Source organism: Streptomyces sp. NPDC018833 (assembly GCF_044390825.1).
Lineage (GTDB): Bacteria > Actinomycetota > Actinomycetes > Streptomycetales > Streptomycetaceae > Streptomyces.
The window spans coordinates 182,170-200,257 of sequence record NZ_JBIRZM010000010.1 but is presented as its reverse complement, the minus strand read 5'-3'; the positions used below and the strand labels follow the sequence as shown (position 1 = coordinate 200,257).

Sequence of the window (18,088 nt, the reverse complement as noted above, 5' to 3'; positions counted from 1 at the left end):
CGGGATTCACAAGCTGGGCTACAGGGGCGGTGCCGCGCTGCCGGGCACGGCGAGGCTAGGGCCGGGCGGTTAGCCACCGGTTACGCTCCGCCGGGGTCTCCTCCCGGCCAGCCCTCCCACGTCCGTCCGCGAGGGAGAGGGCGAAGAGCCGCACCAGGGGGTGGAACAGATAGCAGGGCCGGCCCCATTCGTCGGCCCCGCTGACCTCCAGCAGTGCCGTATCGGCCATGGCCTCCAGCAGCAGTTCGGCGTCCTGCTCGGGCACGTCGAGCAGCACCGCCGCCTCCAGCGCGGCGAACGGCTCCGGCCCCAGCCCGGCCAGTGCGGGAAAAGCCCGGCGCGCCTCCGGCTCCAGTGCCCGCCACGACGGCAGCAGCGCGGCGTGCACGTCCAGGTCGCCCGAGTGCAGTTCGCGCAGCCGGGCGGCGGGATCGGCCAGCCGCCGGGCGAGCCGGTCCGGGGCGAAGTGCGGTCGGGCGGCGATCCGGGTGCCCGCGATCCGCAGAGCCAGCGGCAGACCGGCGCAGTGCTCGACGATGACGGCCGCGGCGCCGGGAGCCGCGGCGATGCGGTCGGGGCCCGCGGCGGCGGTGAGCATTTCCAGCGCCGGGGCCGCCCCCAGCGGGTCCAGGGCCACGGTGTGCGCGCCCGCCACGGTGGGCAGGGCGGTGCGCCCGGTCACCAGGACGGCCGGCTCAGGGGTGTTGGGAAGCAGCGGGCCGAGCTGGGCGGCGCTCTCGGCGTTGTCCAGCAGGACGAGCAGGCGTCTGCCGCCGATCCGCTCCCGGTAGAGACGGACCAGCTCCTCCAGGTCGTCGGTGACGCCGGCGTCCAGGGGGCGGCCGAGGGCGCGCAGCAGATGCAGCAGCACCCGCTCGGCGGGCCGCGCGGTGCCGTCCGGGCCGCGCAGGTCGGCGTACAACTGTCCGTCGGGGAAGTGCTGTTTGCAGCGGTGCGCCGCGTGTACGGCCAGGGCGGTCTTGCCGACGCCGGCCATTCCGGTCACCAGGACCCGGCGCGGGCGGTCGGCCGCCGTGGCGTCCGGGGCGAGCGCCCGGTACAGCGTGGCCAGCTCGCGCTCCCGGCCGGTGAAGTCCACCGTGTCCGGCGGCAGAGTCGCGGGAGCGCCGTAGGCGCTGTCGGGGGAGGGCTCAGCGGGGCGCCGCACCGCGCGTGAGGGGGTCCGCGGCTGCGGCAGGCGCACGAGCGAGCCGTCGAGGAGTGACTGGTAGGTGCTCTGCAGCTCCTCGCCGGGGTCGACGCCGAGTTCTTCTGCCAGTACCTCGCGTCCGTGGTGGTACAGGTGGATGGCCTCGGCCTGCCTGCCGGACCGGCACAGCGCGGTCATCAGCTGACTGCGGAAGCGCTCGCGCAGCGGGAACTCCGCGACCAGGCCGGTCAGGTCGACGGTGACCTGCTCGTGGCGGCCGAGCGCCAGATCCGCCGCGATCCGGTGCTCCAGGGTGGCCACGCGGGCCTCGGCCAGGCAGGGCGCCTCGGCGTCGAAGAGATGTTCCGTGGTGTTCGCGAGCGGCCGGCCGCTCCAGCACGCCAGGGCGCTGCGAAGGAATTCGCCCGCATTCTCGAAGTCACCCGCCAGCAGAGCTTCCCGGCCCCTGCAATCAAATTCCTCGAATTCTGTCAGGTCCAGCCGTGAATCGCCGATCGACATGACATATCCGGGTGGCATCCGGTCGATGAGTACGCCGTCACCGAGTATTTTCCGCAGCCGTGAAATGTAGGTGTACAACTGCGCGTTCGCGGTGGCCGGCGGTGCCCACCCCCACAGCAGCCGACTGAGCCTGTCGTCGGACACCACCTCGCCGCGGGCCAGCAGAAACGCGGCGAGCACGGTGTGCAGCTTGGCGCCGGAGAGCGGCGCCCTGCGGTCCCGGTCGCGCACCTCGACCGGCCCCAGAACTCGGAATTCCATGGCACCCCCGTCCATGATTCATGCAGCGAACCTTCGCACGAATCTAGCGGTTGCCGTTGTTCTCTCGATGTCGTCTTGATTTCATGGGCCCTGAGACGGGAAACCGGCGGGACAGGGAATGAAAAGGGCAGGTCCCTACTGTCCGTCGTACCGCAGCAGAGCGGCAATGACGGTCGAGGGACGAGGGGATCGAGATGCGCAGCACTCGGACGGTGAAGCGAGCGGCGATGGCGGGTCTGATCGTACTGGCGGGACTGATCACGAGCACCGGGGCCGGACTGGGCGCCACCGCGCACACGGACACGGTGACGGGTGACGACGACATGCCGTGGGGGGTCGTCAGGGCGACCGGGCCGACGTACGCCGTCTCCGGCGACGACATGCCGTGGGGCTGAACCGGGTGTTACGCCGGCGGAGTCAGCGCCAGGTCGTGTCCGCAGAGTCCTGTCCGGCCCACGACGCCCCGTCCCCCACGAACTCGGGGGTGGGTGGGCCCCCACCCTCGTAGCCCTGCGGGCACCGGAGGTGCGCCGGGCCGCGTCGGCGAAGAGCCAGAGCAGCTACGCCACGAGGGCTTCCGGCCGCCTTGCGATCTTCTCCACCGCCCTGCGGGCGCGGGTGGGACCTCCGGAACGGGACCGCGGCCCCGCCCTGCGGGCGCGGGTGGAGCCGGGCATTGGACTGTGACACCGCCCTGCGGGCGCGGGTGGGCTCCCCGCACCGGACCGCGACACCGCCCTGCGGGCCGGCGACGGTACTGTGCGGACACCCCCTAGCGGTCCGCCAGCAGCAGTCGCAGCTCCTGGGGAGTGAGGGATCGTTCCTTCCCCGTGCCGGCGGCACCGCTCCCGTCGCACTCGCCCCGCACCATGTCGAGCAGCCGCGTCACCGTGGCCCGCCACGGCTGGGCGCCCACTTCGCCCAGCGCCGCATGGGCCCGCTCGAACCTCACCGTCGCCGCCGCGTGACGGCCGCCGAGCGCCTCGACACAGCCGAGGTCGGTCTCCACCCGCGCATAGAGAAAGCGGTCGGCGAGTTCCTCGGTGATCTCCAGCGCCTGCGTCAGCGTGCGCTCGGCCGTCGTCAACTGACCCTGTGTCCACTGCGTCTCGCCCAGCCCGCGCAGCGCATGGGCCTCGCCGACCCGGTCGCCCTCTTTGCGGGACAGTTGCAGCACCTCATGGAAGGATTCCGCGGCCCGGTCCAGATCGCCCGCCCGCAACCGCACTTCGGCCAGCCGGTAGATGCTCTGCGTCACCGCGCGCACCGAGCCGGTCCGCCGGCTCAGCGCGAGTGCGTCGGCGGCCAGCGGCAGCGCCCGCCTCACCTCACCACGGTCCAGCTCGATCTGGGCCACGTAGCCCAGCAGATGGGCCTCGTTGCCGGTGTCGCCGGCCTCACGGAAACCCTTCAACGCCGCCCGGCAGTACTCGAGCGCCCGGTGCCAGTCGCCCTGGAAGCGGGCGCACATGGCCAGGTTCCGCTGCGCGAGCGCCGCCCCGGGCACGTCGTCGGTGTCCCCGAGCAGCCGCAGGGCCGCGATGTTCCACCCCTCGGCCTGCTCGTAGCGCCGCTGGTAGATGGCGAGCGACCCCAGCACCCGCAGCATCGTGGCCTCGCCCCTGCGGTCGCCGCCGCGCCGGGCCGACGACAGCGCGGCCTTCGCGCAACGCTGCCAGTCCTCCAGGTAGTTCCTCGTCTCGAAGTGGGGCACGGCGCTCTCGGTCAGCGCCCAGGCGTACCGCGCCCGGTCCGTCTCGGCCGCGTGCACCACCACGTCCGGGACGCCTGCGCGCTCGGAGTCGAACCAGTCCAGCGGTGCGGCCAGCAGCTCGTCCGCCGCGCCCCGCAGGAAGGCAGGCGCGGGCTCCGGCGGATGCGCGACCGGGAAGTCCCGTCCGTCCAGCCGACGATGCGCCTCCTCGGCGAGCCAGAGCCAGGCGGCGAAGATCCGGTCCAGCGCCGCGCCGCACTCCTCCAGCGTCTCGTCGGCCTCCGCGCGCTCGCGGGCGAACAGCTGGAGCAGGTCCTGGAACCGGTAGCGGGCCGCTCGGCCCGGCACCCGGTCGACCGTCTCCAGTAACTGGGCGTCCACGAGCTGGTCGAGCAGCTGCTCGGCGTGCCACACATCGGTGCCCAGCGCCGCGGCGCCGACCCAGGCCGCGAAGTCCGCGGTCCGCAGCAGCCCGAGCCTGCGGTACATCCGCGCCGCCTCCGGGGACAGATCGCGGTACGTCAGCCGGAAGCCCGCCCGCACCCCGCCCTCCGACGGGCTCAGCTCGTCCAGCCGCCGCCGCTGGTCGCTCAGACGCTCCACCAGCCCGCGCACGGTCAGGTTGGGCTTGGTGGCCAGCCGCGCTCCCGCGATCCGCAGCGCCAGCGGCAGACAGTCGCAGAGCGCGCTCAACTGCTCCAGGGCCACCGGATCGCTGCCGAAGCGGTCGACGCCCGCGATGTTCGTGAGCAAGGTCGTGGCCTCGGCCGGCGCGAGGACACGCAGTCTGATCCGCAGGGCCGTGTAGTCGCCGGTCACGTCGTCCAGCGCCTCACGGCCGGTGGCGAGGACGACACTGCGGCCGCCGCCCGGCAGCAGCGGACGCAGCTGGGCGAACGACCGCACATTGTCGAGGACGATCAGGGCCTTGCGGGTGCTGAGCAGACTGCGGAAGAGCGCCGCGCGCTCGTCCGGCTCCGCGGGGATCTGTGGCGCAGGCGTCCCAAGGGCCCGCAGGAAGCGGTCGAGCACCACGGTGGGGGAGACGGGCGGGTTCTCCTCGTCGTAGCCGCGCAGGTCGGCGAAGAGCTGCCCGTCGGGAAAGCGCTCGGCGGCCTGGCTCGCCCAGTGGACGGCCAGTGCCGTCTTGCCCACCCCGCCGACGCCGACGATCGTCGCGAGCGCGGGCGCGTGCGGCTGGTACGGCTCCTTCAACAGCCGGTCGAGCAGGGTCAGCTCCTCCTGGCGGCCGGTGAACCTCATGATGTCGGCGGGAAGTTGAGCCGGCGTGGTCGGTCCGTGAGCGGGGGCGGTCTGCACGGTGGCCGCGGCGGAGGTGGCCGCGGAGACCGGACGGGTCAGCTCCGGCGAGTCGTGCAGGATCAGTTCGTGCAGCTGCTGGAGCGCGGGACCGGGCTCGATGCCCAGCTCCTCGTTCATCAGGCGGCGGCCCTGCCGGAACACCTCCAGCGCCTCGGCGCGCTGCCCCGAGCGGTACAGCGCCAGCATCAGGTGCTCGCGCGACTGCTCGCGCAGCGGGTGCCGGGCGACCAGTTCGCCGAGTTCCCCGGTCAGCACCCGGTGGCGCCCCAGCTCCAGCATCAGCCCGGCGCGCTCCTCGATCAGATCGAGCCGCAGGTGTTCCAGCCGCGCCGCCTCGGCCTCGATGCGCTCCCCGGGCAGTTCGTCGAGCGCCGCGCCCCGCCACTTGCTGAGTGCCTCCTCCAGCAGGGCGCAGGCCTCCTCGGCCTGACCGTGCCGGGCGGCGTTCCGGCCGCGCTCGGCCTCCCGCAGGAACTCCAGGACGTCGATGCGGTGCGAGCCCTGGACGAGCACGTAGCCCGGCGGAGAGGTGAGCAGGAGTTCGCTCTCCCCGGCCTCCTTGAACGTCTTGCGCAGTGTCGCGACGCAGATCGCGATCTGGTTGCGGGCCGTCGCCGGCGGGTACTCGGGCCAGACGGCGTCCACCAATGTGTCGATGGAAACGATCCGGTCGGCGGAGAGAAGCAGCATCGCGAGAACGGTGGACTGCCGCCTCCCCTTGATGCGCAGCGGCTCACCGTCGGCCTGAACGAGCAGTGGCCCCAGCATTCTGAAGACGAACTGATTCACTGGTCCCCCCGGCCTGTGACCTTAAGGCAGGGCGGTAACGGTACAACACGGAAGTCGCCCAGATGAGAGGGCAGTCGCCGCGTATTCGGGGTCGATTTCCGGACAGGTGCGGGTCGCGGGGAATACGTGCCGGGACAGCGCCGGGGGCGGGTGTGTCATCGCCGCCGTCAGGACCGGGCGTGCGGAACGACGGCGCCCAGTGCGAGCGACAGCTCGCGCAACACCTCGGTGGTCCTGCGGAACTCCTCCTCGCCGCCCAGCTCCGTGCACAGCCGGCGTGCCAGTTCGGCGTGGCCCGCGTCGATCTCCCGCAGGACCGCCTCGCCCCGGTCGGTGGCCACGAGCAGGTGGGCGCGACGGTGCGCGGGGTTGGGGCGGTAGTCGGCGAGCCCCTGCTCCACCAGCAGATCGGCGACGCGCTGCACGCTCTGGCGGGTGATGCCCAGCAGGCGGGCAGTGCCGGAGACGGACTGCGGCCCGTCCCCGACCGCGCCGAGCACCTGCCACTGGGCGGCACTCAGCCCGGACGGCACCGTCAACCGGTCCAGCAGAGCGCCGAACCTGCCGTTGAGGTGGAAGACGGCCAGGGCGGAGCGGCTGAACGCGTCGACGGAGCTCATACCGTCGCGGGTGCTGCCACCGGATGTCGCGACGCGCATAACGGCCCCCCAGCCGGCAGTCGACACGGTGCATGTCCGTCGGTCCGTCACCCGGCGTGTCCGGCCAGGCGTTGCTGCACCGTACATGCGTCCGACAGTGGTGTCCATGAGGTGCCGGCACGCAGTCCGGTGGCGCCCGAAGCCCTCGACACATCCGGCACGGCATGGCTACGGTTCCCGGGCGGCGGATGATCCGCGGTACTCGGGGGAGTGAAGTGACCAGTGTGAGTGGGCGGTTCCGCTGCCTGGTGTCCGCGTACGCCGTCTCCTCCTACGGCTCCTACCTCAACCTCATCGCGCTGAGCCTCTTCTCCTACGAGGTGACGGGCAGCGCGCTCGGCATCGGCGCGCTCATGGCGCTGCGTCTGTTCGCCGGGATGCTGGCCGGACTGGCTGCCGGCGCGCTTGCCACACGAGCGGGCCGCCGGACCCTGATGATCTCCGCGGACATCGCGCAGGCCGTGGCCATGGCCGTCCTCGCGCTGGCCGCACCACACACATCGACGGCGCTGCTCGCCTGTGCGGTCGTGGTCCTGGGCGCGGGGAACACGCTGTTCACCGTCGCCCTGCGCGGCGCGGTACCGGTGATGGTGGGTCACGAGGAGCGCGTACGCGCCAACGGCCTGCTCGTCACGGTGCGGTCCTTCGCCACCGTGCTCGGCTTCGCGTCGGCGGCTCCCGTCATCGGTTTCTTCGGCTACTCGGCCGCCTTCGCGATCAACGGCGTGAGCTTCCTGGTGTCCGCGGCGGCACTGCTCCTCCTGCGGCCGCGCACCGATGGCGAGGAGCCGGACGCGTCGGCGGCGGCCCGAACCGATGCCGGCGATGGCGAGGAGCCGGACGCGTCGGCGGCGGCCCGAACCGATGCCGGCGATGGCGAGGAGCCGGACGCGTCGGCGGGGGCCCGAACCGATGCCGGCGATGGCGAGGAGCCGGACGCGTCGGCGGCGGCCCGAACCGATGCCGGCGATGGCGAGGAGCCGGACGCGTCAGCGGGGGCCCGAACCGATGCCATCCGCGCCGCGCGCGGGATGCGGGGTCTGCGCGGGCTGTCCGCGCTGCTGACCGGAATGATCCTCCTCAGAGGCGCCGACGCCCTGGCATCGTCCTCCCACAACGTGGCCCTGCCGGTGGCCGCCGGTGCAGCCTCGCCGGACGACCCGGCCCTGTTCATGACCCAGTTCTGGGCCGCCTGGGCCGTCGGTACGCTGCTCGCCCACCAGGTGCTGGGGCGCCGCGCGGACGCCGGCGCGGCGGCGGGCGAACGTGCCTTCGCGGTGGGCACCTGCGCCATGTCCCTCTTCTTCGTCCTGGCGTTCACCGGACTGCCCGGACCGGCGCTGGTGGCCGTCGCCCTGGGGGCCGGCCTCGCGGACGGCTGCACCGAGATCATCTACACCTCGCGCCTGCAGGCGGTCCCCGACCGACAGCGCAGCCGGCTGTTCGGCCTGTCCGCGACGGCGGAGACATCGGGGTTCACGCTCGGGACCGTGGCCGCCGCCGCGTCCCTCGAAGCGCTGCCCGCCCTCGCCGTGGTGGGCGCGTTCCACGGAACGGCCGTCCTCGGGGCACTGGCCCTGCTCCTGTTCCTCGCCGTTCGGGGCGGTACGGCCTCGCGACGGACACGACCCACACCAGGTGCGACACAAGGAGGAGAGACCACGCATGGAGCGCGTACGGGGACAGGCAGTCTGCCGGGGGCCTGAGCCGGAGTTCACCGACGACGACCCGCGGAACGCGGTCCAGGCGCTGCTGCGCGCCGCGGACAGGGCCCCGGACGCGGCGGTCGTCACCGTCGGACACGACGGAGGCACGACCAGACAGACCTACCCCGAGCTGCTGTTACGTGCCCGCAGACTGCTCACCGGCCTGCGCGGGAACGGCCTGCGCCCCGGCGACGCACTCGTGCTGTGCGGCCTTCCCCTCGACGAGTTCTTCCCCGCCTTCTGGGCCGCTGTGCTCGGCGGCGCCCGACCCGTTGCCGTCGCGGAACGCCCCGGCGAGAACTCCGCGGCCCTCGAACGGGTGCGCCACACCTGCGACCTGCTGGACGGGCCGCTCGTGCTCAGCGACGCCGCCGGAGCCGAGGCGCTGCGCCGGACCGCCCCCGAGCTGCGCGTCGCGGTCGCGGGCGACTGCCTGCGCGGGACGCCCGCGTACGACCACGTGGAACCCGCCGCCCCAGACATCGCCCTGCTGATGCTCTCGTCGGGCAGCACGGGCAGGCCCAAGGCGGCACAGCTCACGCACGGCGGGCTCGCGGACTTCGCCGCGAGCAGCCGGCGGATCCTCGACGTCCGGCCCGGCCACACGACCGTCAACTGGCTGCCCGTGGACCACAGCGGTGCCTTTCTCCTGTACCACGTGCTCGCGGTCTTCACCGGGTGCACCAACATCCACGTCCCCACCGGAGTCGTTGTCGCGGAGCCACTGCGCTGGCTGGATCTGATCGCCGAGCACCGCGCCGAGCACAGCTGGGCGCCCACGTTCGCCTACCAGATGGTCGCCGACGCGCTCGCCGAGCGACCCGACGGCGGCAGACGGCTCGACCACCTGCGCACCCTGGTGTGCGGAGGCGAGCAGATCACGCTGCCGGTGATGCGGCGCTTCCTGGCGGCCACCGCCGCGTACGGCATCCGGGAGGAGCACATCGTGCCGGCGTGGGGGATGGCCGAGACGGTCACCGCAGTCACCTACGGCAGGCTCGACCGGCCCGGCGCCGTGCACCGCATCCTCAGGAGCAGCCTCGACGGGGAACTGACGTCCGCCGCGGAACACACTCCGGAGCAGGACTGTGTCACCTTCGTCGCCGTCGGCTCACCCGCGCACGGCACCACGCTGCGGCTCGTCGACGACGCCGGGGAACCGGTTCCGCAGGGGCGGATCGGCAGGCTGCAGGTGCATTCGACGGCGCGCGTCACGCCCGGCTACATCCGCGACCCGGAGGCCGACGCGGCGGCCTTCCCCGCGGAACCGGGCTGGCTCGATACCGGTGACCTGGCCTTCTTCGCGGAAGGGCAGGTGGTCATCACGGGCAGACGCAAGGACGTGATCATCCTCAACGGTCACAACGTCCACTGCCACGAGGTGGAGGACGCCGCCACCGCCGTCGTCGGCGTCCGCACCGGGGACGTTGCGGCGTGCGGAGTCCCCGACGCGGACAGCGGCACCGAGACCCTCGCGGTGTTCTTCGTGAGCCGGGGCGAGCGTGAGGACGCGCGCATCGCACGGGATCTCAGGTCGGTGCTGTATGCCCGTCTGCGGCTCACCGCCTCCCACGTCGTGCCGGTTCCCGCGGAGGAGTTTCCCCGGACCCCCGCCGGCAAGGTGCGGCGAGGGGAGCTGCGTGACCGGGCGGCCGCCGGCGGGCCCGCCGGCGCATCCGTACCCGCTGTCGCACCCGCCCCCGCCTCCGTCGCCCCCGCACCCGCGTCCGCTGTCGCCCCCGCACCCGCTGTCGCACCCGCACCCGCCCCCGCGTCCGCCGCTGCTCCAGCCTGCGCACCCGCTGTCGCCGCCGCATCCGCACCCGGGCACGCCCCCGCCGTCGCCGCGGCATCCGTCCTCGCGCCGCCCGGGGACCTGCCGTCGGCCGTGCAGGAGGAGATCACCGCGGTCCTCGGACGGCCGGCGCCCGCACACGTACCGTTCTACGAACTGGGCCTGAACTCCGTGATGCTCGTCCGGCTGCGCGCCCGCCTGGAGGAACGGCTCGGCACCGACATCCCGCAGACCGCGCTCTTCGAACACCCCACCGCCGCCGCGCTCGCCGCCCACCTGGCCGCCGCCTCCGAGAAGCCCGGGCGGACGGCCGCCGACAGCGCCTCCCATCCCGCGACGGACCTGCGCATCGCCGTCATCGGCATGTCCGCGCGCTTCCCCGGGGCGGACTCGACCGCCCAGTTCTGGGCGAACCTGCGCGACGGCGTGGACAGCGTCCGCCGCTTCACCGCCGACGACCTCGCCGCAGCAGGGCTCCCGCCGCAGCAGGCGCAGGCCGTGGACCGGGTCCCCGTCGGCGGAGTCCTCGACGGCATCGAGGAGTTCGACGCCGACTTCTTCGGCGTGAGCCCCAAGGAGGCGGCCCTCACCCACCCGGCCCACCGGCTTTTCCTCGAGTGCTGCCACGAGGCGCTGGAGGACGGCGGTTACGCGGCGAGGCAATCCGGCACACGGGTCGGGGTGTTCGCAGGGGCCGGGATGAACCTCTACGGCCATCAGCACCTGCCCGTCGCCTCCCGCGACGACGGTGACCCGGCCACCGGCATGCAGACGGCCATCGGGCAGCAGCCGGACTTCCTCGCCTCCAGGGTCGCCTACCGGCTCGGCCTCGAAGGCCCCGCCGTCGGCGTCCAGACCGCGTGCTCGACCTCGCTCGTCGCTGTGCACCTCGCGGTCCAGGCACTGCTCACATCAGACGCGGACCTTGCCCTGGCGGGCGCCGCCGCCGTGCACACGCCGCAGGAGACCGGCTACCGCAGCCACCCCGGATCGATCCTGTCGCCCACCGGGCGCTGCCGCGCCTTCGACGCGGACGCCGACGGCACCGTGGGCGGCAACGGCGTGGCCGCCGTGCTCCTCAAGCGGCTCGACCGGGCCCTCGCCGACGGGGACACCGTGCACGCGGTGATCCTCGGCTCGGCGGTCAACAACGACGGGGCCGGCAAGGTCGGGTTCAGCGCGCCGGGTGTCGCGGGCCAGGCCGACGTCGTACGGCAGGCGTTGCGCCGGGCAGCCGTCCCCGCGGACACCGTCTCGTACGTCGAGGCGCACGGCACGGGCACACCGCTCGGTGACCCGGTGGAGCTCGAGGCGCTGGCCCGCGCCCTCGGCGAGAACACCGACCGCACGGGCTTCTGCACCGTGGGCTCGGTGAAACCGGCCATCGGGCACCTCGACAGCTGCGCCGGCATGGCCGGCCTGATCAAGACCGTGCTGATGCTCGAACACCGCACGCTGGTGCCGACACTCCACCTCGACCGGCCCAACCCCGAATTGCGCCTGGCCCACGGCCCCTTGGTCCTCAGCACGCGGACCGAGCCCTGGCGGCCGCCGAACGGCGCGCCGCGCAGGGCGGGAGTCAGCGCACTCGGAGTCGGCGGCACCAACGCCCATGTGATCCTCGAAGAGGCTCCCGAGCGCCCCGCTGCCACGGCTCCTTCGGACGAACCGGTCGAACCGGTCCTCGTACCGCTGTCCGCGCGCGACGCCGAGGCGCTGGCCGAGTCCGCCACCCGCCTGCGCGAGCACCTCCTCGCCCACCCCCGGCTCGCGCCCGCCGATGTGGCCGCGACACTGGCGCTCGGCCGGCCGCACCGGGAGGCGCGCACCGCCGTCGTCGGCAGGACGGCCCACGACCTCGTCCGCGCGCTGGAACGGCCACCCGCCCAGGGCGCGCCCCTCGGCCCCCTCGCCTTCGCCTACAGCGGCCAGGGCAGCGCCCGTCGCGGCATGGCGCGCGGCATTTGGGACGCGTATCCCGAGGCCCGCCGCGTGCTCGAACGCTGCGAGCGGATCCACGCCGACGAGTTCGGCGGCACGCTGCTGCCTCTGCTGCTCGACGACGGCACGGCGGGCGACGGCACGGCGGGCGACGGCATCTGGCCCACCGACACGGCCCAGCCCGCCCTGTTCGCCCACCACATGGCGCTCACCGAGCTCTGGCGCGCCTTCGGCGTGCGCCCCGCCCTTGTCCTCGGACACAGCGTCGGCGAGTACGCGGCCCTGTGTGCGGCGGGCGCCCTCTCCCTGGAGGACGGTCTGCGGCTCACCGCACTGCGCGGCAGGCTCATGCACAAGGCAGCGGCACCGGGCGGGATGCTCGCCGTGCGTACGGACGCGGCGACCGCCGAGCGGATCGCGTACGCCGCCGGCGCCGAACCGGCCGCCTTCAACGGGCCCCGCGCACAGGTGATCTCCGGGCCCCGGGAGGCCCTGGACGAGGCGGTGCGCCTCCTCGGCAAGGAGGACATACCGTGGCGGGCCCTGCCGGTCGACCGGGCATTCCACTCGGCCGGGCTCGACGAGGCGGTACGCGCGTTTCGCGCACATGCCGAGAGGACGGCGTACGCGCCGCTGCACACCCCGCTCGCGTCGGGACTCGACGGCCAGGTGCGCGCCGTCGGCTGGAGCGTCGACGCCGAGTACCTCTGCCGCCAGGCGCGGCAGCCGGTCCGGTTCGCCCTGGCGGTGGCCGCCGCGTCCGGCCTGCGGTGCGCCGACTTCCTGGAGATCGGGGCGGGCAGCACGCTGACCGGTCTGGGCAGGCACTGCGCAACCGGGAGCCGCTGGTACGGCAGCCAGGGCCACGACGCCGAGCAGGTGACCGGAATGCTGGAGACCCTCGCGGAGCTGTACCGAGGAGGGGCCTCGCTCGACTGGCGGGCCGTCAGCAGGGGCGGCGGCAGGATCCCGCTGCCCGGCCATCCGCTGCGGCGGCGAAGGGTCACCGCCGCGCCCGCGACGCCGTCGGCCGGGCCTGCGGCCGGAGCCGGGGCCGGGACCGGACATGAGGCCGGACATGAGGCCGGAGCCGGGGCCGGACATGAGGCCGGAGCCGGGCAGGCCGCCGCCCCATCCGTGGACGTCGCTGTGGCTCCGGACGAACTGGTGGACGAGATACGGTGGTTGACCGCCGAGAAGCTGGGGGCCGAGGTCGCCGACACCGCGCCCGACACCTCGTTCTTCGTGCTCGGCGCCGACTCGCTCGCCCTGATGGGGATGGTGGCGGAGCTGGAGCGCCGTCACGGGGTGCGTGTCCGGGTGCGGGACCTGTTCTCCGACGCGGACACCCCGCGCAGGCTGGCGGCCCACGTGGCCGGCCTGCGGAGCGGAACCACAGCCGAGTCGGCCGTGCGGCCGCCCGTCGCAGCGCCCGTGGTGCAGCCGCCCGCCGCAGCCGAGCCCGCTGTGCGGCCGCCGGCCGCAGGGCCCGCGCTACAGCCGCCCGCCCCGGCGCCGGGCCATGCCGGCGACGAGAGCCTGCACCAGTTGTTCACGCAGCAGATACGGCTCGCCGAGAACCTCGTCGAGCAGGTGACCGGTCTGCTCACCCGCCAACTGGACGCCCTTGCCGGGAGTCAACCGACCCCAGCCGTACGACCTGCCCGGGCCGCAGAACCGGCCCCCGCCGTGCATCCGGCCCCCGCCGTGCGACCCGCCCCCGCCGTACAGCCGACTTCCGCCGTGCGACCGGAACCCACCGTACGACCCACCCCGACCGCACAGCCGACACCCGCCGTACAACCGGCCCCTGCCGCGGAAACGACACCCGCCGTACAGCCGACAACCGCCACCCAACCGGGCCCTCTCTCACCGCCGTTCGGGGCGCGCGGCGACGTCCCGTCGGTCGCCGGAGCGGAACCGGAGCGCATGCACCGGGCAGACCCCGAGCCGACACGGGTGGCCCCCGCCACCCACCCCGGCCAGGCGCACTGCGACGTCAGCTTGTACTTCTTCGGCGACTACCCGGAGGAGGCCGACGACGACAAGTACGCGCTGATCTTGGAGGCGGCCGAGTTCGCGGACCGGCACGGCTTCCACGCCCTGTGGTTCCCCGAACGGCACTTCAACTCCTTCGGCGCACTGTTTCCCAACCCCTCCGTCCTCGCCGCCGCGCTCGCCGCCCGGACCGAGCGGATCCGGCTGCACGCGGGCTCCGTCGTCCTGCCGCTGCACCACCCGGTCCGCGTCGCGGAGGAGTGGTCTGTGGTCGACAACCTCTCGGGCGGTCGCGCCGGCCTGTGCGTCGCGAGCGGATGGCACGCCAAGGACTTCGCCCTGGCCCCGGAGAACTACGGCCGGCACCGCGAGGTCATGTACGAGCGGCTGGAGGAGGTCCGCCGCCTGTGGTCGGGGCAGCCGCTCCCGGTGACCGCGGGGGACGGCACGGCGACCGAGGTCCGGCTGTACCCACGCCCCGTCCAGGAGCAACCGCCGCTGTACGTCGCCGTGGTGGGCAACCCGGACAGCTACCGGCAGGCAGCCGCCCGCGACCTGGGTGTGGTCACCAACCTGATGGCGCAGACCGTCGAGCAGCTCGCGGACAACATCGCCCTGTACCGTCGCACCCGCGCCGAGCACGGACTCGACCCGGCGGCGGGCCGTGTGGTGGTCCTCGTGCACACGTATCTCGGCGACGACGCGGAGCAGGCGCGTGCCGAGGCCTACCGTCCTTTCGTGGCCTACCTGCGCTCCTCGCTGTCCCTCTTCGACCAGGTCACGAACAGCCTCGGCTTCGAAGTGGACCTGGAGAACACACCCGAGGAGGACGTGGAGTTCCTGCTCGGGCGGGCCTACACGCGGTACTGCGACTCCCGGGCCCTGATCGGCGACGAGGACACGGCGACCGGGACGGTACGCCGCCTGGTGGACGCCGGCGCCGACGAGATCGCCTGTTTCGTCGACTTCGGCGTCCCGGCACAGCGGGTGCTGTCCGCGCTGCCCGTCCTCGACCGGCTCCGGCGACGGCTGCGCGGGAGGGCCGGGACGGACACCGGCGGCAACGCGCCGCCGGTCCCGCTGACGCCCGCCCAGCGGCGCATCTGGTTCCTCGAAAAGCTGCACCCGGGCACGAGCATGTACCACGAGCCCAAGGCCGTCCGGCTCGACGGACCGCTGAACACCGAGGCGCTGCGGTGGGCGCTGCAGCAGGTGGCCGACCGCCACCCTGCGCTGCGCACCGTCTTCAGGGATGCGGACGGTGCCCCCTGCCAGGAGGTCCGCCCCCACGTGCGGCTCGACTGCCCGGTGGCCGACCACACCGGGGAAACCGAGGCGTCCGCGCTGCGGGCCGTCCTGGAGACCGAGGGCCGCCGCACCTTCGACCTCGGCGAGGGACCGCTGATCTCGGCCCGCCTGCTGCGGCTCGCGCACGACCGGCATGTGCTGTTCCTGCTCGCCCACCACATCGTCTTCGACTCGTCCTCCACCGCCGTCCTCACCCGCGACCTCGCCGCCTTCTACCGCGCCTGGCCGCACCACGGCGACGTCGCGCCGGAGCTGCCGCCGCTGACCGCCCTGCCCACCGGTGCCCCCGACCCCGCACGGGCCGCCGAGGCCCTGGCGTACTGGCGGCGCGAGCTGAGGGGTCTGCCGGAACCGGCCCTGCCCACCGACCGGCCCAGGCCCCCCGTCAGATCGGGCGAGGGAGCCCACCTCGGCCATGAACTGGACGCCGAACTCGTCAGCGGCCTCCGGCGGTTGGCGGCCGACCACCGCGCCACCCTCTTCATGGTGCTCACCAGCGCGATCGGCGCCGTGCTCGGCAGGTTCGGCGGACAGCAGGACGTCGTGGTCGGCACGGCCGTCGCCGCCAGGCCCACCGGAGCCGAACACCACATCGGGCTGTTCCTCGACACGGTTCCGCTGCGCCTGGACCTGTCCGGTGACCCGGACTTCGGCGAACTGCTGCGGCGGGTACGGGAGAGCAGCACCGCGGCGTTCGAGCACCGCGACGTCCCCTTCGACGAACTCGTCGGCGCCCTCAACCCGCATCGCGACCCGGGCCGCAACCCCGTCTTCCAGGTGCTGGTCGAGTACGAGAACGAGGGCGAGGTGACGTTCGACCCGCCGCGGGTGACCGCCACGCTGCTCGACATGCCCAGTGCCCGTGCGCCGTTCGACCTCACGATCTACCTGACGCACCACCGCGAGGGCGTGCGGTGCGCGGTCGAGTACGACACCGCCCTCTTCGACGGGTCCACGGTGCGCAGGCTTCTCGCCGCCACGGAGAGCGTGCTGCGCAGGGCGCTGGAGCAGGGCGGCGCCGCCCTGTCCGAACTGACCGCACCCACCGACGCGGACCGCACCGCCCTGGCCCGCCTCGGCCGCCTGGAGGAGCCCCTTCCGGCGCACGCCGACACCCTGCACGGGCTGTTCGAGGCGCAGGCACGGAGGACTCCGGAGGCGGTCGCGCTCGTCCATGGCGACGAGCGGGTGGACTACGCGGAACTCGACCGGCGCGCCGACTGCCTGGCCCGGCGGCTGAGGGCGAGGGGAGCGGGACGCGGCGAGCGCGTGGCGGTGCTGCTGCCGCGCGGCCCGGAGCTGATCACGGCGCTGCTCGGAGTGCTCAAGAGCGGCGCCGCGTACCTGCCGCTCGACGCCCTCGCGCCCACGGCCCGGCTGCAGCTGCTGCTCGGCGACGGCACACCGGCACTGGTGCTCACCACGACAGCCCTGCTCGACCGGCACCCGGTCCTCGCGGCATGGCCCGTGCACCTCGTGGGCGGACCCGACACGGCAGTCGGGGACGACGACGTCCCCGGCGGCACAGGATCCGGCCCGCATGAGGGGCCACGCCCGGAGGACCCCGCGTACTGCATCTACACCTCGGGCTCCACCGGCCGCCCGAAGGGCGTCGTCGTACCGCACCGCGGCCCGGCCGGCCTCGTCCGCGGTCACCTGGCACAGCACCCCGCCCTGCGCACCCTGCAGTGGACCTCGCCCGCCTTCGACGTCAGCGTGCAGGAGATCTTCACCACCCTGGCGGCCGGGGCGGAGCTCGTCCTCATCGACGACGACGTACGGCTCGATCCGGACGCGGTCTGCGACGCTGTGCGCCGCCACGCGGTCGAGCGGATCTTCATGCCGTGCACCCCGCTCAGGTACCTGATGGAGACCGGCCCCGAACTGCCGTCCCTGCGCGAGCTGTTCTCGGCCGGTGAGGCGCTGGAGCTCACCGCGTCCTTCCGCCGCTTCCTCGCCATGCACCCGGGGTGCGCGCTGTACAACCAGTACGGACCCACCGAGACGTCGATCATCGTCACCTCGCACCGGGTCGACCCCACCGGAGAGAAGCGGCCTCCCGTCGGGACCCCGGTCCCGGGAGCCCGTATCCGCCTCCTCGATCCTGCGGGGCGACCCGTGCCACTCGGCGCCGTGGGGGAGATCCATGTGGGCGGCACACCGGTCTCGTACGGATACCACGCACGTCCCGAGGAGACGGCCGCGGCCTTCGTCGCCGACGAGACGGGCGCGCGCCTGTACCGGACGGGCGACCTCGGCCGCTGGCGCGCCGACGGTGCACTGGCCTACCACGGCCGCGTCGACGACCAGGTCAAGATCCGGGGCCACCGGGTCGAACCGGCCGAGGTCCAGATCGTCCTGAACGCGCGCGCGGAGGTCGTCGAGGCCGCCGTCGTCGCCCGGCGGGACCGGTCCGGAGAAGCCGAACTCGTCGCCTACGTCGTCCTCGTGGAACCGGACGCCGACCTCGGCCGGCTGCGCAGTGCTCTGGCCGCGGAAGTCCCCGATCACCTGGTGCCGCGCCATTGGGTCCGTATGCGCAGGCTGCCGGTCAACGCCTCAGGCAAGCTGGACCGGGAGCGGCTGCCCGCACCTGGTGACGCAGCGCCTCGGGCGGGCACCGAGCCCGCCACTTGGCTGGAGAAGGAGCTGCACGAGCTGTGGTGCGGGGAACTCGTCCTGCCGCACGCGTCCGTGACACGGTCCTTCTTCGAACTGGGCGGGCATTCCCTGAGCGCGATCCGGCTGCTGAACCGGATGTCGGTACGACTCGGGATCGAGCTGGGCATGGCCGAGTTCTTCCGGGCCCCCACGATCCGGGCGGTCGCGGCGCGGTCCGAGGCGGACAGGCGGGGGGCGGACGCACCCCTCTCGCAGGCGCCCACGACCAAGGCGGACGGACCTTCCCGCCGGACGCCAACG

Annotated in this window: 6 protein-coding genes; 3 read left to right on the top strand and 3 right to left on the bottom strand. The window is 73.6% G+C overall.

What is annotated here, in order from left to right; translation table 11 throughout:
• Nucleotides 1-55 precede the first annotated feature (55 nt).
• Nucleotides 56-1,933 carry a BTAD domain-containing putative transcriptional regulator gene (locus ACH5AF_RS21410; protein WP_398903204.1) on the bottom strand — a complete coding sequence of 626 codons (1,878 nt, stop codon included), beginning with the start codon at nucleotides 1,931-1,933 and terminating at the stop codon, nucleotides 56-58.
• 194 nt (nucleotides 1,934-2,127) lie between these two features.
• On the opposite strand from ACH5AF_RS21410, the gene ACH5AF_RS21405 reads away from it, so the two are divergent.
• Nucleotides 2,128-2,328, top strand: a complete 201-nt coding sequence (locus ACH5AF_RS21405; RefSeq protein WP_398903203.1) for a hypothetical protein — start codon at nucleotides 2,128-2,130, stop codon at nucleotides 2,326-2,328.
• Nucleotides 2,329-2,705: 377 nt separating this feature from the next.
• On the opposite strand, the gene ACH5AF_RS21400 is transcribed toward ACH5AF_RS21405, so the two are convergent.
• Together ACH5AF_RS21400 and ACH5AF_RS21395 are read right to left on the bottom strand one after the other, a co-directional pair.
• Nucleotides 2,706-5,759 carry an AfsR/SARP family transcriptional regulator gene (locus tag ACH5AF_RS21400; protein WP_398903202.1) on the bottom strand — a complete coding sequence of 1,018 codons (3,054 nt, stop codon included), beginning with the start codon at nucleotides 5,757-5,759 and terminating at the stop codon, nucleotides 2,706-2,708.
• A gap of 167 nt (nucleotides 5,760-5,926) precedes the next feature.
• Nucleotides 5,927-6,379 carry a MarR family winged helix-turn-helix transcriptional regulator gene (locus ACH5AF_RS21395; RefSeq protein ID WP_398903201.1) on the bottom strand — a complete coding sequence of 151 codons (453 nt, stop codon included), beginning with the start codon at nucleotides 6,377-6,379 and terminating at the stop codon, nucleotides 5,927-5,929.
• Between the two features lie 227 nt (nucleotides 6,380-6,606).
• On the opposite strand from ACH5AF_RS21395, the gene ACH5AF_RS21390 reads away from it, so the two are divergent.
• Both ACH5AF_RS21390 and ACH5AF_RS21385 read left to right on the top strand, forming a co-directional pair.
• Nucleotides 6,607-8,124, top strand: coding sequence for an MFS transporter (locus tag ACH5AF_RS21390; RefSeq protein ID WP_398903286.1), 1,518 nt, complete (start codon nucleotides 6,607-6,609; stop codon nucleotides 8,122-8,124).
• The coding region (locus ACH5AF_RS21385) for an amino acid adenylation domain-containing protein (protein ID WP_398903200.1) at nucleotides 8,084-18,088 on the top strand (10,005 nt) is incomplete at its 3' end. The genes ACH5AF_RS21390 and ACH5AF_RS21385, both read left to right, overlap by 41 nt.